The organism is Galbibacter kalidii, assembly GCF_026241135.1.
GTDB lineage: Bacteria > Bacteroidota > Bacteroidia > Flavobacteriales > Flavobacteriaceae > Galbibacter.
The window spans coordinates 43,973-60,950 of record NZ_JAPFGA010000008.1; the positions used below are offsets into that span (position 1 = coordinate 43,973).

Consider the following 16,978-nt stretch of genomic DNA (forward strand, 5'->3'; position numbering starts at 1 on the left):
TTAACTAAAAAACTATAATCATGTCAAAAACTCTAAAGTACATAGGTAAGTTTTTAACAGTCTTTGCAATTGTGTTTGCTTTAAGTTGTGAAGACGACGATTTATCTAATTCTACTGTAACTGTATCTAGTGTTGTATCCGATAATTTTTATCCTGGTGACCAAGTAACTATGCAAGGGAGTAATTTTGAAGCCGTTCTATTTGTATTTCTAGGAAATGATCAAATTCCCTTTCAATTGGATGGAGACAACTTAACTTTTACGTTACCTTCATCAGCAGCCATTGGTGATGAAACAGTTACTTTGGTAATGCCCGATGGTTACATAGTCACGCGAAATATAGGAGTGGTTGCAAGACCTTTCCCTATAATTACTGCGATAAGTCCCAGTGCTGCAGCACCAGGAGAAGAAGTGAAAATTACTGGAACATCATTGGATAATCTTCAGTCGGTAACCGTTGGGGAGGTTGAGGCAAGCGTTGTTTCATCAACAGCTACTGAGTTGATAATAACTGTTCCTTCAGGTCTTGCGGAAAATTTACCGACCAGTATCAACGTGGTTACAACGGGCGGGGAAGCATCGCCATCTTCAACATTTTATGTGGGTCAAAATTTAATTGTAAATGGACAGTTGGAATTGGGTGATGGAGATGAATTTACCAATTGGGGGAAATGGAATGGAGGCGACGGAATGACTGCCACTACTGCTGATGGTGAAGCCTATTCAGGCAGGGCTTTACGTGCTGTGGGAGTTGGTGGAGATGCTTGGAGAACTCAGTTTGTGAGCGATCCTGTTCCCACACAAGTTGGCGTGGAATACACGTTGTTTATGTTGATAAAAGCGCAACCAGGAACTCCCGGAGATGGAGGAAACGTTAGATTCTCCACAAACCCAGATGCACTCTACAGCGGCAATTATGACATAACTACTGAGTGGCAACAAATTGAGTGGGTATTTACCGCCAACGCTGACCAAACAAGAGCTGTTCTGGACTTGGGCGTAATAGCAAATGCGGTATATTTTGTAGATAATATCACTATGGTTGCTACCGGCTTAAGCGGACCACAACCTACAGAAATCTTGCTCAATGGAGGATTTGAAGAAGGAGATGGGGATGAGTTTACCAATTGGAGTAAATTCAATGGAGCCGACTTGTTGACCGCTACAACAGAGGCCGATGAAGTCCGGAGTGGTGACAGAGCACTTAGGGCCGTTGGATTTGGAGGAGATGCTTGGAGAACCCAATTGGCAAGTGATGCCGTGCCTACCGAAGATGGAGTGGATTATACGGCAAGCTTATGGATTAAAGCTGCGCCTGGTCCAGGTAATGGCGGTGTCATACGAATGTCAACCACAGGTAATGGGGATGCCCAATACCAAGGTGATGTAACCGTAACAACCGAATGGCAAAAAGTTGAATGGATATTTACTGCAAATAGCACACAAACTGGTATTGTATTGGACCTAGGAGCTACTCTAGATGCAGTTTATTTTGTTGATGATGTTAGTCTTTTGGCTCCACCTGAGGATTAATAACACCAAACTCAATATAATATTGAATCTTTTGATTGAATACTGAAATTAAAATAAGACAATGAGAGAAATTAAACAGGTAATAACAATCATTTTTGTTATTCTAAACATCAATTGTAGTAGCAATGACACCAATGAGGTCGGAGGACCTACACCACTACCAGATCCAGTAGATCCAACAGTTTTACAATCTGATGCTTCTATAATTACACCGACTGATGTTGAACAAGATATCAGTGGTTTTGGTGCTGCAACGGTTTTTAGACTGGATAATCCACTTGGCGCTTCAGATATGGATAAATTATTTGGAACAGATGAGGGGCAAATTGGTCTATCTATCTTGAGAATTCGAGTAGCCACTGATGATTTTTCAAGAAGCGTTGAGTTGGAACATGCAAAACTAGCCGCAGCCAGGGGAGCTAAAATTATGGCCACACCATGGAGCCCACCGGCTGAAATGAAGACCAATAACGACTTGGTGAGTGGATCATTAAAACCAGATTCTTATGAGGACTACGCAAATTATTTAAACGATTTTGCGGCTTATATGGAAGTTAATGGTGCTGCTCTTGAGGCAATCGGTATTCAAAATGAAGGAGACTATCAAGTGAGCTATGAGTCTTGTGATTGGACAGCTGCCCAAGTACGGGATTTTGTTAGGGATTATGGGCAACTTATTACCAATACCAAAGTCATATCTCCAGAATCATTTCAATTTAGGCACGAGCATACAGATTTAATGCTAAACGACACGCAAGCAGCAGCTAATGTTGATATTGTAGGGGGACACATTTACGGGACACAAGTTCAAGATTATCCTTATCCTTTAGCTTTGGAAAAGGGAAAAGAACTTTGGATGACCGAGCATTACACAACCAGTGATAGAAGTGCAAATTTATGGCCAGATGCCCTACTGGTTGGGAAAGAAATTCATAACTGCATGGTAATAGGTCAATACAGTGCTTACATATGGTGGTACGGCAAACGTTATTATGGTTTCATAGGGGATGGAGAAGAAGGTACGGGAAACGGAATTGTAACAAAGCGAGGGTATGTAATGGCTAATTTTTCAAAATTCATTCGGCCTAGTTATAAAAGAATAGATGCAGATGAAAATCCTCAAACAGATGTATCTGTTAGTGCATACTCTGGTGAAGGAAAAACTGTTGTTGTAGCCATTAACGAATCAGACCAAACCAAAGAACAGCAGTTTGTAATCACTGGAACGAACAGCACCAGCGTTACCCCTTACATCACTAGTGCTTCCAAAAACCTGGAGGTTCAAGAAGCTGTTGATATTGAATCAAGCATAGATGCATTTTTATATGTGTTGCCACCCAATAGTATCACCACTTTTGTGACTGACTAATACGTTGAGAATAAGTGTATTATTTATGTACATGAAAGAAGCTAGTTTGGTCATAAATAGAGAAGCATTTAAACTTTAATCCAAGCTACGGATAAAAACACAATAAGATTTTTAAAATTAAACATCTGATAGATTCTTCATAGAGGATAGTTTAGTTAGCTCTTAAAACCGTCGCAGTTTGCGGCGGTTTTTTGTCTATTCCTGAATTCCTGCGAAGGCAGGAATCTTTAGCCCCCCTGTAACACATAAACATTGCTGATTGTTTACTCACTAAGTGTCACGAACTATTGGGATAAAATGCTCCGACGCCAGGCTGTACCGTTAGACAGGCTTACCCGGAGGTAGCCGAATTAGCTTACTGTAGGTATAGATAAGGCTTCTGATAACAACCCAATCATTCAAATTCAGGAAGGGTCTCAGCAATTATATTATCTACGAAGGTTTGTTTGGGGTAGAAGGATAATAAACCGGATTTAAGAATTGTCTGTATATAAATCAGTTAATTTTATGACTCTCCTCCGGTCCTAGATACGTCTGCTGTAACCCACCACAATCAATCACCAGTTTTTGGAGTACCAATCCTTCATCAATCCTAAAATAATTTAGGGTGTGATTCCCGAGCTGGTCGATTTCGAATTCGGTGGTGACTATCTTTATGTTGTCGGCAACGTTTTGATGCCAATTTTCGGGTACGCTGCCGCTATAGTTTTCAATCATCTTATCATGGTTGTAAGTAACAGCCTTTGGTTCGTTATCGTCAAAGGACAAACCGTAAAGGAGGGATTTCCGTTTTGAATAATTAAGCGTTGGTGAAAAATAAGCATGTACTTTTACTTTCCCTTTGGAAAATAAATAGACATCGTAGGAGAGTTTCGGTGAATTTTTATTGAGCGAAACCCGTCCTTTTTCAATAGGCAAGGAAATAACCGAATTTCCTGTCTTTCCCATATTTTCTATCACTTTCCACTGATATACTCCCCTCTCCTTTGGGGAGGGGTTGGGGGTGGGGACTTCCCTAGTAAAATGATCGGCGTTAATAACAATCACACCGTTGCTTTCCACAAAACCTTTAATGTCATCTGTTTTAGGATTGAAGGTGTTTACAGTTATGGGAAGTTCTTTTCCGTTTCCTTTTATGATAAGGGTTGAAGAAGCTTCACCTTGTGGAGCCTTTTCCCAATCGATGGATACCCAGATACGTTCTTCATCGGTGATGCTTCCTTTTTCTTTTGAAAGTTGTACCCAATCGTTTTCCGATGAAATTTCAAAATCGAAAGCTTGTGTTCCCTTGTTGAAAATATCAATGTAATAGCGTTCTTCCCCAAACGGACTAAAGGTTGGGAGCGTATTATCTTCTGATGCCTCCACAGCAATTCCCCTTTCGGCTTTATCCTCCAGCTCTATGGTGTAAGTATTCGGAATATTGTTCTGCTCGGGTTGTTGCCAATAGGTATAACCGATGTGGGTCTGGCTCATCATGTGGTTCCACTTGCCGTTGTTCAGCTGGTGATATTCAGCCATCAAAAGTGAATCTTTTTTAAATAATTCCTTAATCCTTTCAGCATAAAAATTGGCAGAAGCCCTGCCTTGTTTGGCGTACAAATGGTTTTTTGCCGCTGCTATATGCAATTCATTTACGTTGGCACTGGCTAAAACAGGGAACAATACCAATTGATAATAAGCATCTTGGTATTCTTCGGGTAATTGTTCGTTGATTTCCATTGCTTTTTCTATCAATGCATTGTATTCGGTAACAATCCTGTCGGCTTCCTTATAATATTTTAAACTATAGGTAGCTGAATCGATAAGTTCGGGTTTTCTGCGGGCATTGTACTTGGTGTACTTCCGCATGATGTCTGCAATAGCTTCCGTGGCATGATCTCCAAAAGTATTTCCACTCCATTGCTTATAATATTCCTGAAGATTGTCGGCTGTCACCTCTTCCGGATTCCAGGCATAATCTAAAAAGAACTGTATGGGAAATTCCATGGGTTTGATGTCACCTACGTTTACGATCCAGACTTTATCCACACCATATTGGTAGGCCAAATGCATTTGTTCCCAAACACGTTCAATTTGCGTGGTGTTAATCCATTTGTAGTTCCGTGGTCCGCCTACATAATCAAAATGATAGTAAATTCCGTAGCCGCCACTTCTAGGTGATGCATCTAATTCCGGTAATTTGCGGATGTTCCCCCAATTGTCGTCGCACAACAGCAAGGTAACGTCGTCGGGGACTTGCATCCCTTTATCGTAATAAGTTTGTACTTCTTTGTAGAGCGCCCACATTTGCGGGGTTTCCTCAGCCGGTTTTCCGGTGGTTTCGGTTATGATCTCTCGTTGTTTTTTTACGATATTCTCTAATAATTCAATAGCCGTGCCTTCTGTCATGGGTTCATCGCCATCGCCCCGCATGCCCACGGTGACAAGGGCTTCGGTATTACCTTTTCGTTCCATACCTTCTCGCCAGAACTTTTCGAGTCTGTCAGGATTGGTATTGTAGTCCCATTCACCTTCACCAAAGTGTTCCCACTCCGCATGGGCACGGGTGAGCGGTTCGTGGTGCGATGTTCCCATAACGATACCGTATTCATCGGCCAAGTCGGCATTTTTCGGATCTTCTACATAAAACATTTTTCCCCACATGGCCGGCCAGAGGTAGTTGCCTTTCATCCGCAGGATCAATTCAAAAACCTTGTCGTAAAACTGCGAATTAAAACCATCGAATTTCTCATTGGCCCAACCGGTTAGGGCAGGGGCTTCGTCGTTGATAAAGATGCCGCGATATTTCACTTTGGGTTCACCTCTGGTATGAATTCCGGGTTTAACGTAGAGTATTTCTTTTTTGCTGATAGGCACATCGGCCCAATAGTACCACGGATTGACCCCTATCTCTGCGGATAGGTCGTACATGCCGTAAATGGTACCACGTTTGTCGCTTCCGGCAATGACCAAGGCTTGACCGATACCTTCAAAAGGATTATCAACGATTGTGATGAGGTGTTTTTCCCACTTATCTTGAAGTGCTTCGGATTTAATTTTTCCTGATTGAATTAGTTCTTTAATCAACGGACTTTCATCCAAACTCCCGACAATAATGATATGATCTGCTTGCTCCGGAATTTCATTCAGGAGTTTCGGGGAAGTTCCCGTAATTGCTTTGAGATCATTTTGCAAATGTTCCGCTACCTTTTTTACGCCGGAAAAATCATCACTACTAACCAAAATGGGAGGGATGCCTTCTGAAGTCGCCAATGGGAATCCATCCTGAATCTCAGAAGTTGACACATAAGTTGTGGTGTCTGTTTCCAAAGAAAACTTTTTTGAGGTGCCCTCACAGGAAAACAATATCACACCGAACACAAAAAGAAAAGCATATTTTAGATTGAATTTCATAAGATGTTTTTTGTCTCAATCATTTTCATTTATTCGTTGCGCTCTTTGCGGTTAAACTTAAACGCAATGTTCGCAAAGTGAAGTGCAAGGGGCGCAAAATTTTTATTCAAAATCAATAACTTCATAATACGCTTTTTTAGGCTTTAAGTCTTCATCAAACAACAGCGGATAATTCTTTCGTCCTTGCACCGGAAAATTATCCAACCACGAATAGCGATCGGAAATATTCCAGAAGGTTACGCCTGTCAATGTATTTTTGTAATCCCTAAACACACGGAAGAGCATATCGTATTGTTCTATTTGCTTTTGCTCTTGTTCCGGGGTGAAATCATCGTTCTCATCTTCCGGTTTAGGATCGCGACGTTGGTGTTCTTTATGATAAACCGAAACGTCCAACTCGGTAATCTGTACTTCAACACCCAGCGATGCATATTTGTCCAATGCCTCCCGAAGTTCCTGTTCGGTTGGTTCGTAAATGGACACATGGCCTTGAATACCCACTCCGTGGATAGGCACACCCGCATCCTGAACCATTTTTACCAATCTATAGATCTTATCGCGTTTTTCCGGACGGATGGCACTATAATCGTTGTAGAATAATTTCATATTCGGATCAGCTTCATGGGCATACTCAAAGGCTTTTAAGATAAAATCTTCACCTAAGATCTCATACCAAGGAGATGGTCTTAAAAATTCCCCCGGTTTATCCGAAACAGCTTCATTGACCACATCCCAGGCGTAGATCACATCTTTATAACGGGTCACTACTTCAGTAATATGGGTTTTCATGCGTTCCAGTAACACTTCTTTTGAAACTTGTTTGCCATCTTCATCCATAAAGATCCAGTCCCCTGCCTGATTATGCCATACCAGGGCATGACCACGGAGTTTCATGTTGTTTTCCCTTGCAAAATTGGCTATTTCATCTGCTGCCGCCCAGTTGTATTCATTTTCCTTGGGATGAATGGGTCCCATTTTCATCACGTTCTCCGGCGTCATGCTGTTAAACTGGGTAGTGATAAGCGCTATTATCGCAGAATCTTTGAGCGCCTGCGGATAGATAGCCACCCCTACTGGAAAGTAGTCTTCGTAATAATCCTTAAGTCCTTTTTTTTCAGTAGTAGTTTCAGTTTCTGCCGAAGCATTCTTTTTTCCCTGCGATGGGCATCCAGCCAAGGTAAAGGCTAGTAACGGTAGTATTAGCTTGTATATTTTCATAGCTTTGATTGATTGAGACGCAAAATATTGCATCTTTACTTTGATCCATATTGTATCCCTAATTCAAGTCCGCGTAACTCTGCCAGGCCTTTCATCCTTCCCATGAGCGAGTATCCGGGGTAGAGTTCGGTTTTTTCAAAAGAATGTAAAAATCCGTGGTCGGGGCGCATTGGAAGGCTTAGATTCCGTTTTTGCATTAATTTAACCAATTTTTCCATAATAGCTTCCATAGGATTGTCGCCATTCAGGTGTTCGCTTTCGCGGAAAATGTTTTCGTTTTCCCTTACCACATTCCGAAGATGAAGAAAATGGATACGGTCTTCAAAATCGTCAATGATGCTTAAAAGATCATTGTTGGGCTGTGCTCCAAGCGAACCGGTACAATAGCATAAACCATTGGCTTGAAAGGGTACGGCATCAAATATCTGACGCAGGTCGTCTTGGGTGCAAACCACTCTTGGCAATCCTAAAACAGAAAAAGGAGGATCGTCTGGGTGAATGGCTAGTTTCAACCCGAGCCTTTCAGCCACCGGAGCCACTTCCGACAGGAAATAGACCAGATTCTTTCTCAGTTTTTCATCATCGATATGTTTGTAATCATCAAGCAAGGACAATACCTGTTCGGCAGTAAAATTTTCAGTACTTCCGGGAAGGCCGAGTAAAACGCTTCGGAAAAGTGTGTTTTTATCTTCCTCTGAAAGCGAATCTCCATATTCCTTAGCTGTAGTAACTTCTTCTTGGGTGTAATCCTGTTCTGCATTTGGACGTTTCAGTAGAAACACATCAAAAAAGATAAAAGCGGTCTTATTGTACAACAATGCACGGGTGCCATCGGGATTTTTGTGACTGTGGTGCGTTCTGACCCAATCCAATACCGGCATAAAGTTGTAGGTGATCACTTCAATACCGCATTGGGCAATGTTCTTTAGACTGATCTTATAGTTTTCGATATACTGCTTGTAATTGCCTTCGCCCCGTTTTATGTCTTCATGCACAGGCAAGCTTTCTATCACCGTCCATTCCAATCCTACATCGCGTACCAGCTGTTGCCGTTTTTTGATTTCATCAACCGTCCAAATATCCCCCGCAGGAATCTGGTGTAATGCAGTTACAATTCCTGTAATACCACATTGTTTTAGATCCTCCAATTGAACCTTATCATGAGGCCCGTACCATCGCATGGTTTGGTGAATCTTCCTAACCCCGCCAGCTGGCGGGGGAACTATTGTATTTTTTTTATGTTGATTTTGATTCATTGTTTGTGTTTTAATCTCACTAAATAGGTTTTTCCCCTCTCCTTTGGGGAGGGGCTTTTTTCAAAACCCAATACTATTCCCGCCATCTACAGGCAATACAGTTCCTGTTACAAAACTAGCCTCGTTGAGCGCTAAAAAGTACACTGCATTTGCTATGTTCGACGGTTTGCCCAAAACACCCATAGGAGTTCTGCCCAAGACCTTCTTTTTTCGTTCCGGGTCGTTGTTCAAGGCTTTGGACGACATTTTGGTTTTGATAAACCCGGGAGCGATACAGTTCACACGTATACCGTATTGTGCTAAATCGACGGCCATAGCACGTGTCATGGCTTCAATAGCACCTTTACTTGCTGAATAGGCAATTACTTTTGGCAATCCATATTGTGAAGCCATGGAACTGATGTTGATAATGCTTCCGCCACCGTTTTCTTTCATTACTATTGAAACTTCACGGCTCACAGAAAATACGCTTTGTACATTGGTGTGAATAATAGAGGCGAATTCTTCATCGGTTACTTCGGTGAATTCTTTTTTCATATTGATCCCCGCATTGTTCACAAGAATATCGATATGACCGGCTTCTGAAGCAATTTTTTTGACCATGGATGGAACCTGATCGGTTTTAGTAAGGTCGAAGATCACAGGAACAGCATTTTCTCCAATTTCCTTGCATGCCGCTTCGGTTTTTTCCACCGATCGTCCAATAATATAGGTTTTGATACCGTTTTCACACAATTTCTTTGACGTTGCAAATCCTAATCCGGCATTCCCTCCGGTAACAATAGCTGTTTTTTGATTCATTTTTAATGACATATAATTAATCCCATTGTGGCCTTATTCCCGGCGCATAAGGAAATTTTAATGATTGATAATAATCCAGTGTTTTAGTAGGTTTTTCCATTTCTTTCGGAAATTCTCTTTTTGAAAAAGTTTGGAAATATAGCATGGAAGCATCTCGCCACCATTTGGCTTCTTTTAGCTGAATTTTCAATAACATATTTACCTCCTTAAACTGGTTTGAGGTGATAAAAGGTTTCATTTTTTGCCATGCGGCTTGCATGCCTTCGACTTGATCCACACCTTCTTGATATTTCAACCCCAAATTGTCCCAAAGTGTTTTTCCGTTCTTGAGTTTATAATCCCACGAAAGGTGATGAAACCAAAGCAAATATGTTTCAGGACAGGTTTCCAGTTCGTTGAACATTGTTGCGACTTCCGAAGCATATTGTGAAGTGGCATCACTCCCTGTTGGAGTTCTATCAAAACCAATCCCTTCAGCATCTGCTTTGTGATAATAAGTGGGATTCCACTCGGGTCTGGAAAGGTTGCCTACCCAAGGTCCGGGCCCGTAATGATGTCCGGTGTCCATTAAGTGATGTAAGCCCAAAGGTGTCATATAGTTGACGACGGCTTCCCGTGATTTTATCATTAAATCGGTCATAGGAGTGACAAAATCCTCATCGTTGGAATAGGTTAAACGAAGCCATTCCTCTGCAATTTTTTCTGAACTGAGATACGGATCCCAAGCGAGTCTTCCATAGCCGTACCAATTGGCTTGTCCGAAAGGATGTCCTGTCCAATTGATGTCACTGCCAATATTGGCCACTCCGGCCATTCCGGTAATTTTTTTATCGTCAAGGGTACCGTCGATGACTTTAGCCACCGTTGACCCTTTTCCGTGTTGATAAGTATCAGCATCTAAAACTTCCTCATAAAGTTTTGGTAGGAAAACCAAATGGGTACTAAAGCCGAGATATTCCTGTGTGATTTGAAATTCCATCATTAATGGTGTTTTGGGCATGGCACCAAACATAGGATGAAAAGGTTCCCTGGGTTGAAAATCGATGGGACCGTTTTTCACCTGTATCAACACATTGTCTTTAAACTTTCCATCCATAGGAACAAACTCGCTATAGGCTTGTTTTGCCCTGTCGGTTGCATCATGTTCAGAATACACAAAGGCACGCCACATCACAACTCCGTTATGAGGTGCTACTGTTTCAGCAAGCATATTGGCTCCATCAACATGAGATCTTCCGTAGTTTTGCGGACCGGGTTGTCCTTCAGAATTGGCTTTCACCAAAAATCCACCGAAATCGGGAATAGCCTTGTAGATCTCGTCTGCTTTATCCTTCCACCATTGTTGCACTTCAGGATCTAAAGGATCAGCTGTTGAAAGTTCGCCAATTTCTATAGGAGCTGAGAATCTTGCTGTGAGATACACTTTTATGCCGTAAGGCCTGAAAACATCAGCTAAAGCTTTTACTTTTTCAATATAATGTGGGGTTAAGACCAAGGCGTTGGCATTTACGTTGGTCAATACCGTCCCATTAATCCCGATAGAAGCGTTTGCCCTTGCGTAATCAATATAACGTTGATCGATATAGCCCGGAAGTCTGTGCCATTTCCATATGGAAGCTCCGGCATAACCACGCTCTACACTTCTGTCGAGGTTGTCCCAATGATTTAGGATACGGATATCGGTTTTTGGAATTTCCAACTGATGGATATCCTCAATAGACCGTTGTGTTTGTAATTGCCTGAGAAAATAAAAAGTCCCGTATAGCACACCCAGATCACTTTTTGCAGTGATTATAATGTTATTTTCATGAGAAGTGATCAGGAAACCATCTTTTTTAAGGATTAACACACTTTTTTCGATTTGATTTTGAATTTCAGCGTCTAAATGATCAATCGTTCCCACGACCAATGTATGTGCTTCCGACGATGAATTGACAAAAGGAACAGCAGTGTCTAATAATGCTGATAGCCCGCGTGTTAATTCCTTTTTTGAAATTTCCAGGGTCTCACTTCCGGTTTCGTGATAGATCGATTGGATACTGTTTCTATAGGAAGTTAGTAGCGTTTTATTTTGTATTTTCCGATATTTAAGCCACAGTTCATAGCCGTTTGCGAACGATAGACTTACGCAGAGCAAGAGAATTGTTGTAAAAAACGCTGTTTTTTTGTGCATTGACAATTTTATTTAAGAAATCGATTGTATGATATGTAAATATGGTAATATATGCCATTTATTAATGGTAAATTAAATGAAAATATATATATTGTCAAAATATTTATGCAACCGATTGCGTTTTTATTTTAAAACAGAACGAATTCATAAACTAACCAAACTGTATATCAATGAAAAAAAACTTATTTAACAAAGCTATTTTATTACTCCTATTTGGTTTTGTAATTACATCTTGTAAAAAAACAGCGGAAAGTCCGGAAGCGGTTGAGGAATCTGAAGTAAGTACTGAAGCTTCATACAACTTTCCGTTTTACGATCCGTCTTTATCCATAGAAGAAAGGGTGGAAGACTTAATTTCCAGATTGACCTTAGAAGAGAAATCCCTTCAGATGATGCATAATACACCGGCTATCGATCGCCTTGGTATTCCACCTTATAGTTATTGGAATGAGGCTTTGCACGGTGTTGGTCGATCTGGGAAGGCCACGGTGTTTCCGCAAGCTATTGGTCTTGGAGCTACTTTCGATAGCGATTTGGCTTTCAGGGTAGCATCAGCCATATCCGACGAAGCTAGGGCAAAATATAACGCTGCCAAGGAAAAAGGGTATCATAAACAATATGGCGGACTCACTTTTTGGTCGCCTAATGTGAATATCTTTCGCGATCCGAGATGGGGGCGCGGACAAGAAACATACGGAGAAGATCCGTATCTGACTTCAATAATCGGAGCGTCTTTTGTAAGAGGCTTGCAAGGGGATAATGATAAATATTTAAAGGCGGCGGCTTGCGCAAAGCATTATGCGGTGCATAGCGGTCCGGAGAAATTGAGACACCAGTTTAATGCCGTGGCCAATATGAAAGATATGTGGGAGACCTACCTTCCGGCTTTCAAGGCATTGGTAGATGCTGATGTGGAAGCGGTGATGTGTGCCTACAACAGTACCAATGGAGAACCTTGTTGTGCAAATTCTTATTTGATAGATGAGGTGTTGATAGATGAATGGGGCTTTGACGGACATGTATTGAGTGATTGTTGGGCGATAGCGGATTTTTATTCCCAGGATAACGGACACGGGGTTGCAGCAAATGCAGCAGAAGCGGCTGCAATGGCTGTAAAAAGTAATGTAAGCCTGAATTGTGGAGCTTCTTATGGCGCTTTACCGGAAGCAGTGGAGAAAGGCCTTGTAACCGAAGAAGAAATGGATGACCAATTAAGAATATTGCTTCGCACAAGATTCAAATTAGGACTTTTTGATCCTGAGGGTAGTAATCCGTATGACGATATACCAAAAGATGTGATCAATAGTGACGAACACAGGGCTTTGGCCAGGGAAGTAGCGCAGAAAGGGATTGTGATGCTCAAAAATAATGGTGTTTTACCCTTGAAGAACGACCTTTCCAAATATTTTGTAACCGGACCCAATGCCGCCAATGTCGATATTTTATTAGGAAATTATTACGGAGTAAACCCGGAGATGGTTACGATTTTGGAAGGTGTAACCAAAGCGGTAAGTCCTGCCAGTCAGTTGCAATATCGTTTAGGGACAATGTTAGACAGACAATCTTTGAATCCGCAGGATTGGGCAAGTGGAAATGCAGGAAACAGTGATGCGACCATAGCCGTTTTGGGAATCTCAAGCCTGTTGGAAGGAGAAGAAGGGGAGTCCTTGGCATCACCAACAGCAGGAGACCGGTTGGATTATAACCTCCCCAAAAATCAGATTGATTATTTACAAAGACTTCGTAATACAGCAGGGGAGCGCCCCATTATTGCTGTCATTACAGGAGGGAGTCCGATGAATTTAGCAAAAGTCCACGAACTTGCAGATGCCGTGCTTTTTGTGTGGTATCCCGGGGAAGAAGGAGGAAATGCCGTTGCCGATGTGCTTTTTGGGAAAATGTCTCCGTCGGGTAGGTTGCCGATCACATTTCCGAAGTCATTGGATCAATTACCTGCTTATGATGACTACAGCATGGAAGGGAGAACATATAAGTATATGGATGAAGACCCGATGTACCCTTTTGGTTTCGGATTGAGCTATTCAAGTTTCAGTTATGGAACGATGGATGTGTCATCAGAAACAATAGCGGAAGGAGAGGAGCTTTCAGTAAAAGTTAAGGTCACAAACGATGGGAGATATGACGCAGAAGAAGTGGTTCAGTTGTATATTAGTGATTTGGAAGCTTCGGTAAGGATTCCTAATTTCCAATTACAGGGAACACAGCGTGTTCATCTTCAAGCAGGGAATTCTGAAGAAGTCAATTTTAAAATTACTCCTGAAATGTTGGAATTGGTCAACAATGAAGGAAAGCGTGTTTTGGAAAAAGGGGAGTTTAAAATATATTTAGGCGGTTCGAGTCCGATGAAACGAAGTCTTGAATTGGGCGCTTCAAAATTAGCTGAAGCAGTTGTTACTCTTCAGTAATTTATGATTTTTTCCTGTTGGACGAATCGCGCACAATAATATCGGTGTGCAATACCGTAACTTCAGAAATACCCTCATCATGCGTTTTGTCTGAATGGTTCAGGATTCGTTTTGCTGAGATCCGGCCCATTTTTTCGGCAGGATGCGATACTGTTGATAGCGACGGCTCTACGATAGAAGCGATGGGGTCGTCGTTAAAGCCAATAACGGCTAGTTCTTCCGGTATTTTCACGCCTTGTTTTTTAGCTGTCATAACTGCACTGACAGCAGCGGTGTCGTTGGCAGAAAAAATACCATCCGGAGGGGAAGGAAGTTTGAGAAGCTTTTTTGTTGCTTTTTCGCCTTCCTCAAAACTTAAAGTTTTAAAATGGATTATAAGTTCGTCGTCGATCTCGATTTCATGTTCCTTTAGCGCATCGAGATATCCTTTTTTACGTCCTTCATAAATGTTTCTGTGTTGTGCTCCTGCAAAATGCGCGATTCTGGTGCAACCTTGTTCGATGAGGTGTTTGGTGGCGTTATATCCTGCGGTATAATTATCGATAACTACCTTGTATGAGTTTAATCCGTGAGGAGCCCTATCTACAAATACAACCGGAATACCTTGTTTCATAAATTGTTTGAAGTGATCCAGTTTTATGGTTTCCATGGATAGTGAGACAATGAGTCCGCTTATTCTACTATCATAGAGAGCTTTGGTATTGTTGACCTCATTTTCATATTTATCGTGAGACTGACTGATAATCACATTGTATCCGGATTTTCGGGCTTCTTCTTCTATTCCGCTAATGAGCGAAGACATAAAAGGCCTGTTGATACGGGATATGGAAATCCCAATGGTCTTACTTTTATTGTTCCTCAATCCTGCTGCCAATGTATTGGGCCTGTATCCCATTTCTTGGGCAGTTTCTTTGATCTTCTTGATCGTTTTCTTGCTGATGCTTTTATGATCATTCAAGGCCCTGGAAATTGTTGAGGGTGAATAATTAAGCTCTCTGGCAAGATCATAAATAGTGATCTCTTTTTTTAAACTCATATTAATCTTTAGTTCAGAGTGGTGATGAGAAGTCTTTCTACTTTATAAAAATGTAAAATAAGACTTCCTGTTATGTTTTTTTGTTTTAAATTTCAAACTAGTTTCATTTAAAAACCAGAATTATAGCGCGAAATTTTTATTTGAGGGCTTTCTGTTAATTTGAAAATCAATTGGCTGGATAAATTTAAAGATTTCATTTTTTTATGTAATATTTTTAGATATTATTTTATGCAACCGATTCCGTTATTTATATTTGAGACCTCAAAAGTAATAAAAAAATATGTTTAGTATAGGATATGATATTGGGAGTTCTTCAATAAAAGCAGCTTTGATCGATCAAAAAGATGGTCGAGTAGTAGCAAAAACCCAATATCCGGAAAAAGAAATGCCCATTACATCCTTAAAAATAGGTTGGGGTGAACAAGACCCTGAAATGTGGTGGGAGAATGTTTGTAAAGCAACCCAAAAACTTCTTCAGCTTTCAAAAATAAACGCAAATGAAATAAAAAGTATAGGAATTTCATACCAAATGCACGGTTTGGTGTTGGTCGATAAAGATTTGAATGTGTTGCGACCTTCAATCATTTGGTGCGACAGTAGAGCTGTGGAAACCGGAAACGGATTGTTTTTGAAAAATAAAGAACGAAGTATCGATACTTTATTGAATTCCCCGGGAAATTTCACTTTATCTAAATTGAAATGGGTGAAGGATAACGAACCGGAGATTTATAAAAAGATATACAAATACATGCTTCCCGGAGATTATATCGCGATGAAATTAAGCGGGGACTGTGTCACCACCCCATCGGGATTGTCTGAAGGGATCACTTGGGATTTTAAATCAGATGCCCCGGCCTATTGGTTGTTGGAGTCGGCCGGAATTGATTCCGAATTGATCCCGGAAATAAAACCTACTTTTTCTGAACAGGGAACTGTGAACAGTGAAGGCGCAAAAGCAAGCGGACTCCCGGAAGGAATACCGATTAGCTACAGGGCAGGTGATCAGCCTAACAATGCCATGTCCCTTAATGTCTTTAATCCCGGGGAAATTGCCGCAACCGGAGGTACTTCCGGAGTTGTTTATGCGATATCCGACAAAGGAAGCACACAGGAAAGCACGAGAATCAACAGCTTTGCCCATGTAAATCATACGGCAAAAGCTCCGAGAATTGGTAAACTATTGAATATTAATGGTGCCGGAATTCAATACAGCTGGATTCGAAATCAGTTGACAGATGGCATGTCGTATGGTAAAATGAACGGATTTGCTGAAGAGGTCCCTGTAGGTTCCGAAGGTTTGAAGATTTTACCTTTTGGGAATGGTGCAGAGCGTATGCTGGGAAACAAAAGTAACGGAGCACAGGTCTCTAATTTGAATTTCAATATCCACAGAAAAGGACATATATTCAGGGCTGCTTTGGAAGGTATAGCCTTTTCTATGGTTTATGGGATGGAAATATTGGCAAACGACAATGTAAAGGTTACGTCTATCAAAGCAGGAGGCGATAACCTATTCCGCTCAGAAATATTTTCATCAACCATTTCAACCCTGACCAAAAGCGACATCAATATAGTGGAAACCACTGGAGCTGTTGGTGCTGCACGTGCATCGGCTTATGCTTTAGGGGTTTTTAAAACCTTTGATGAAGCTGTAGCAACAGACGAAATAAAACAAACATATACCCCAGAACAAAACAAACAGGCTTATGAAGAAGCCTATGGGGCATGGAAAGAAGAATTAACCAGATACATAAATAGATTTAATTAAGAA

At 41.2% G+C, this 16,978-nt stretch carries 10 protein-coding genes; 4 read left to right on the forward strand and 6 right to left on the reverse strand.

Annotated elements, in window-relative coordinates; all coding sequences use genetic code 11:
* The first annotated feature begins 20 nt into the window (after positions 1-20).
* Complete coding sequence (locus tag OOZ15_RS09860; RefSeq protein ID WP_265956232.1) at positions 21-1,532, forward strand: carbohydrate binding domain-containing protein; 1,512 nt, start codon at positions 21-23, stop codon at positions 1,530-1,532.
* A 61-nt stretch (positions 1,533-1,593) separates the two neighbouring features.
* Positions 1,594-2,901 carry a glycoside hydrolase gene (locus tag OOZ15_RS09865; RefSeq protein WP_265956233.1) on the forward strand — a complete coding sequence of 436 codons (1,308 nt, stop codon included), beginning with the start codon at positions 1,594-1,596 and terminating at the stop codon, positions 2,899-2,901.
* 495 nt (positions 2,902-3,396) lie between these two features.
* On the opposite strand, the gene OOZ15_RS09870 is transcribed toward OOZ15_RS09865, so the two are convergent.
* The 5 genes from OOZ15_RS09870 to OOZ15_RS09890 form a co-directional block, all read right to left on the reverse strand.
* On the reverse strand, positions 3,397-6,297 hold the full coding sequence (locus tag OOZ15_RS09870) for a glycosyl hydrolase 115 family protein (RefSeq protein ID WP_265956234.1): 2,901 nt from the start codon (positions 6,295-6,297) through the stop codon (positions 3,397-3,399).
* Positions 6,298-6,399: 102 nt separating this feature from the next.
* On the reverse strand, positions 6,400-7,515 hold the full coding sequence (locus OOZ15_RS09875; protein WP_265956235.1) for an endo-1,4-beta-xylanase: 1,116 nt from the start codon (positions 7,513-7,515) through the stop codon (positions 6,400-6,402).
* A gap of 35 nt (positions 7,516-7,550) precedes the next feature.
* Positions 7,551-8,771: a mannonate dehydratase gene (gene uxuA, locus OOZ15_RS09880; protein WP_265956236.1), complete on the reverse strand. Its 1,221-nt coding sequence runs from the start codon at positions 8,769-8,771 to the stop codon at positions 7,551-7,553.
* A gap of 60 nt (positions 8,772-8,831) precedes the next feature.
* Entirely contained in the window at positions 8,832-9,572 is a 741-nt protein-coding gene (locus OOZ15_RS09885) for an SDR family NAD(P)-dependent oxidoreductase (RefSeq protein WP_265956237.1), read from the reverse strand.
* Positions 9,573-9,588: 16 nt separating this feature from the next.
* Complete coding sequence (locus tag OOZ15_RS09890; RefSeq protein WP_265956238.1) at positions 9,589-11,745, reverse strand: alpha-glucuronidase family glycosyl hydrolase; 2,157 nt, start codon at positions 11,743-11,745, stop codon at positions 9,589-9,591.
* 170 nt (positions 11,746-11,915) lie between these two features.
* Here OOZ15_RS09890 and OOZ15_RS09895 point away from each other — a divergent pair, with 170 nt between their 5' ends.
* Entirely contained in the window at positions 11,916-14,171 is a 2,256-nt protein-coding gene (locus OOZ15_RS09895) for a glycoside hydrolase family 3 C-terminal domain-containing protein (RefSeq protein WP_265956239.1), read from the forward strand.
* 1 nt (position 14,172) lies between these two features.
* Here the strand turns inward: OOZ15_RS09895 and OOZ15_RS09900 are convergent, their stop codons facing one another.
* Positions 14,173-15,207, reverse strand: coding sequence for a LacI family DNA-binding transcriptional regulator (locus tag OOZ15_RS09900; protein ID WP_265956240.1), 1,035 nt, complete (start codon positions 15,205-15,207; stop codon positions 14,173-14,175).
* 280 nt (positions 15,208-15,487) lie between these two features.
* Between OOZ15_RS09900 and OOZ15_RS09905 the strand changes: the two genes are divergently transcribed.
* Positions 15,488-16,975, forward strand: a complete 1,488-nt coding sequence (locus OOZ15_RS09905; RefSeq protein ID WP_265956241.1) for a xylulokinase — start codon at positions 15,488-15,490, stop codon at positions 16,973-16,975.
* Positions 16,976-16,978: the final 3 nt, after the last annotated feature.

Excerpts from the sequence above, each read along its gene's own strand:
- OOZ15_RS09860 (WP_265956232.1), top strand. The coding sequence starts at position 21 with ATGTCAAAAACTCTAAAGTACATAGGTAAGTTTTTAACAGTCTTTGCA.
- OOZ15_RS09875 (WP_265956235.1), bottom strand. The coding sequence starts at position 7,515 with ATGAAAATATACAAGCTAATACTACCGTTACTAGCCTTTACCTTGGCT.
- OOZ15_RS09885 (WP_265956237.1), bottom strand. The coding sequence starts at position 9,572 with ATGAATCAAAAAACAGCTATTGTTACCGGAGGGAATGCCGGATTAGGA.
- OOZ15_RS09895 (WP_265956239.1), top strand. The coding sequence starts at position 11,916 with ATGAAAAAAAACTTATTTAACAAAGCTATTTTATTACTCCTATTTGGT.
- OOZ15_RS09890 (WP_265956238.1), bottom strand. The coding sequence starts at position 11,745 with ATGCACAAAAAAACAGCGTTTTTTACAACAATTCTCTTGCTCTGCGTA.
- uxuA (WP_265956236.1), bottom strand. The coding sequence starts at position 8,771 with ATGAATCAAAATCAACATAAAAAAAATACAATAGTTCCCCCGCCAGCT.
- OOZ15_RS09870 (WP_265956234.1), bottom strand. The coding sequence starts at position 6,297 with ATGAAATTCAATCTAAAATATGCTTTTCTTTTTGTGTTCGGTGTGATA.
- OOZ15_RS09865 (WP_265956233.1), top strand. The coding sequence starts at position 1,594 with ATGAGAGAAATTAAACAGGTAATAACAATCATTTTTGTTATTCTAAAC.
- OOZ15_RS09905 (WP_265956241.1), top strand. The coding sequence starts at position 15,488 with ATGTTTAGTATAGGATATGATATTGGGAGTTCTTCAATAAAAGCAGCT.
- OOZ15_RS09900 (WP_265956240.1), bottom strand. The coding sequence starts at position 15,207 with ATGAGTTTAAAAAAAGAGATCACTATTTATGATCTTGCCAGAGAGCTT.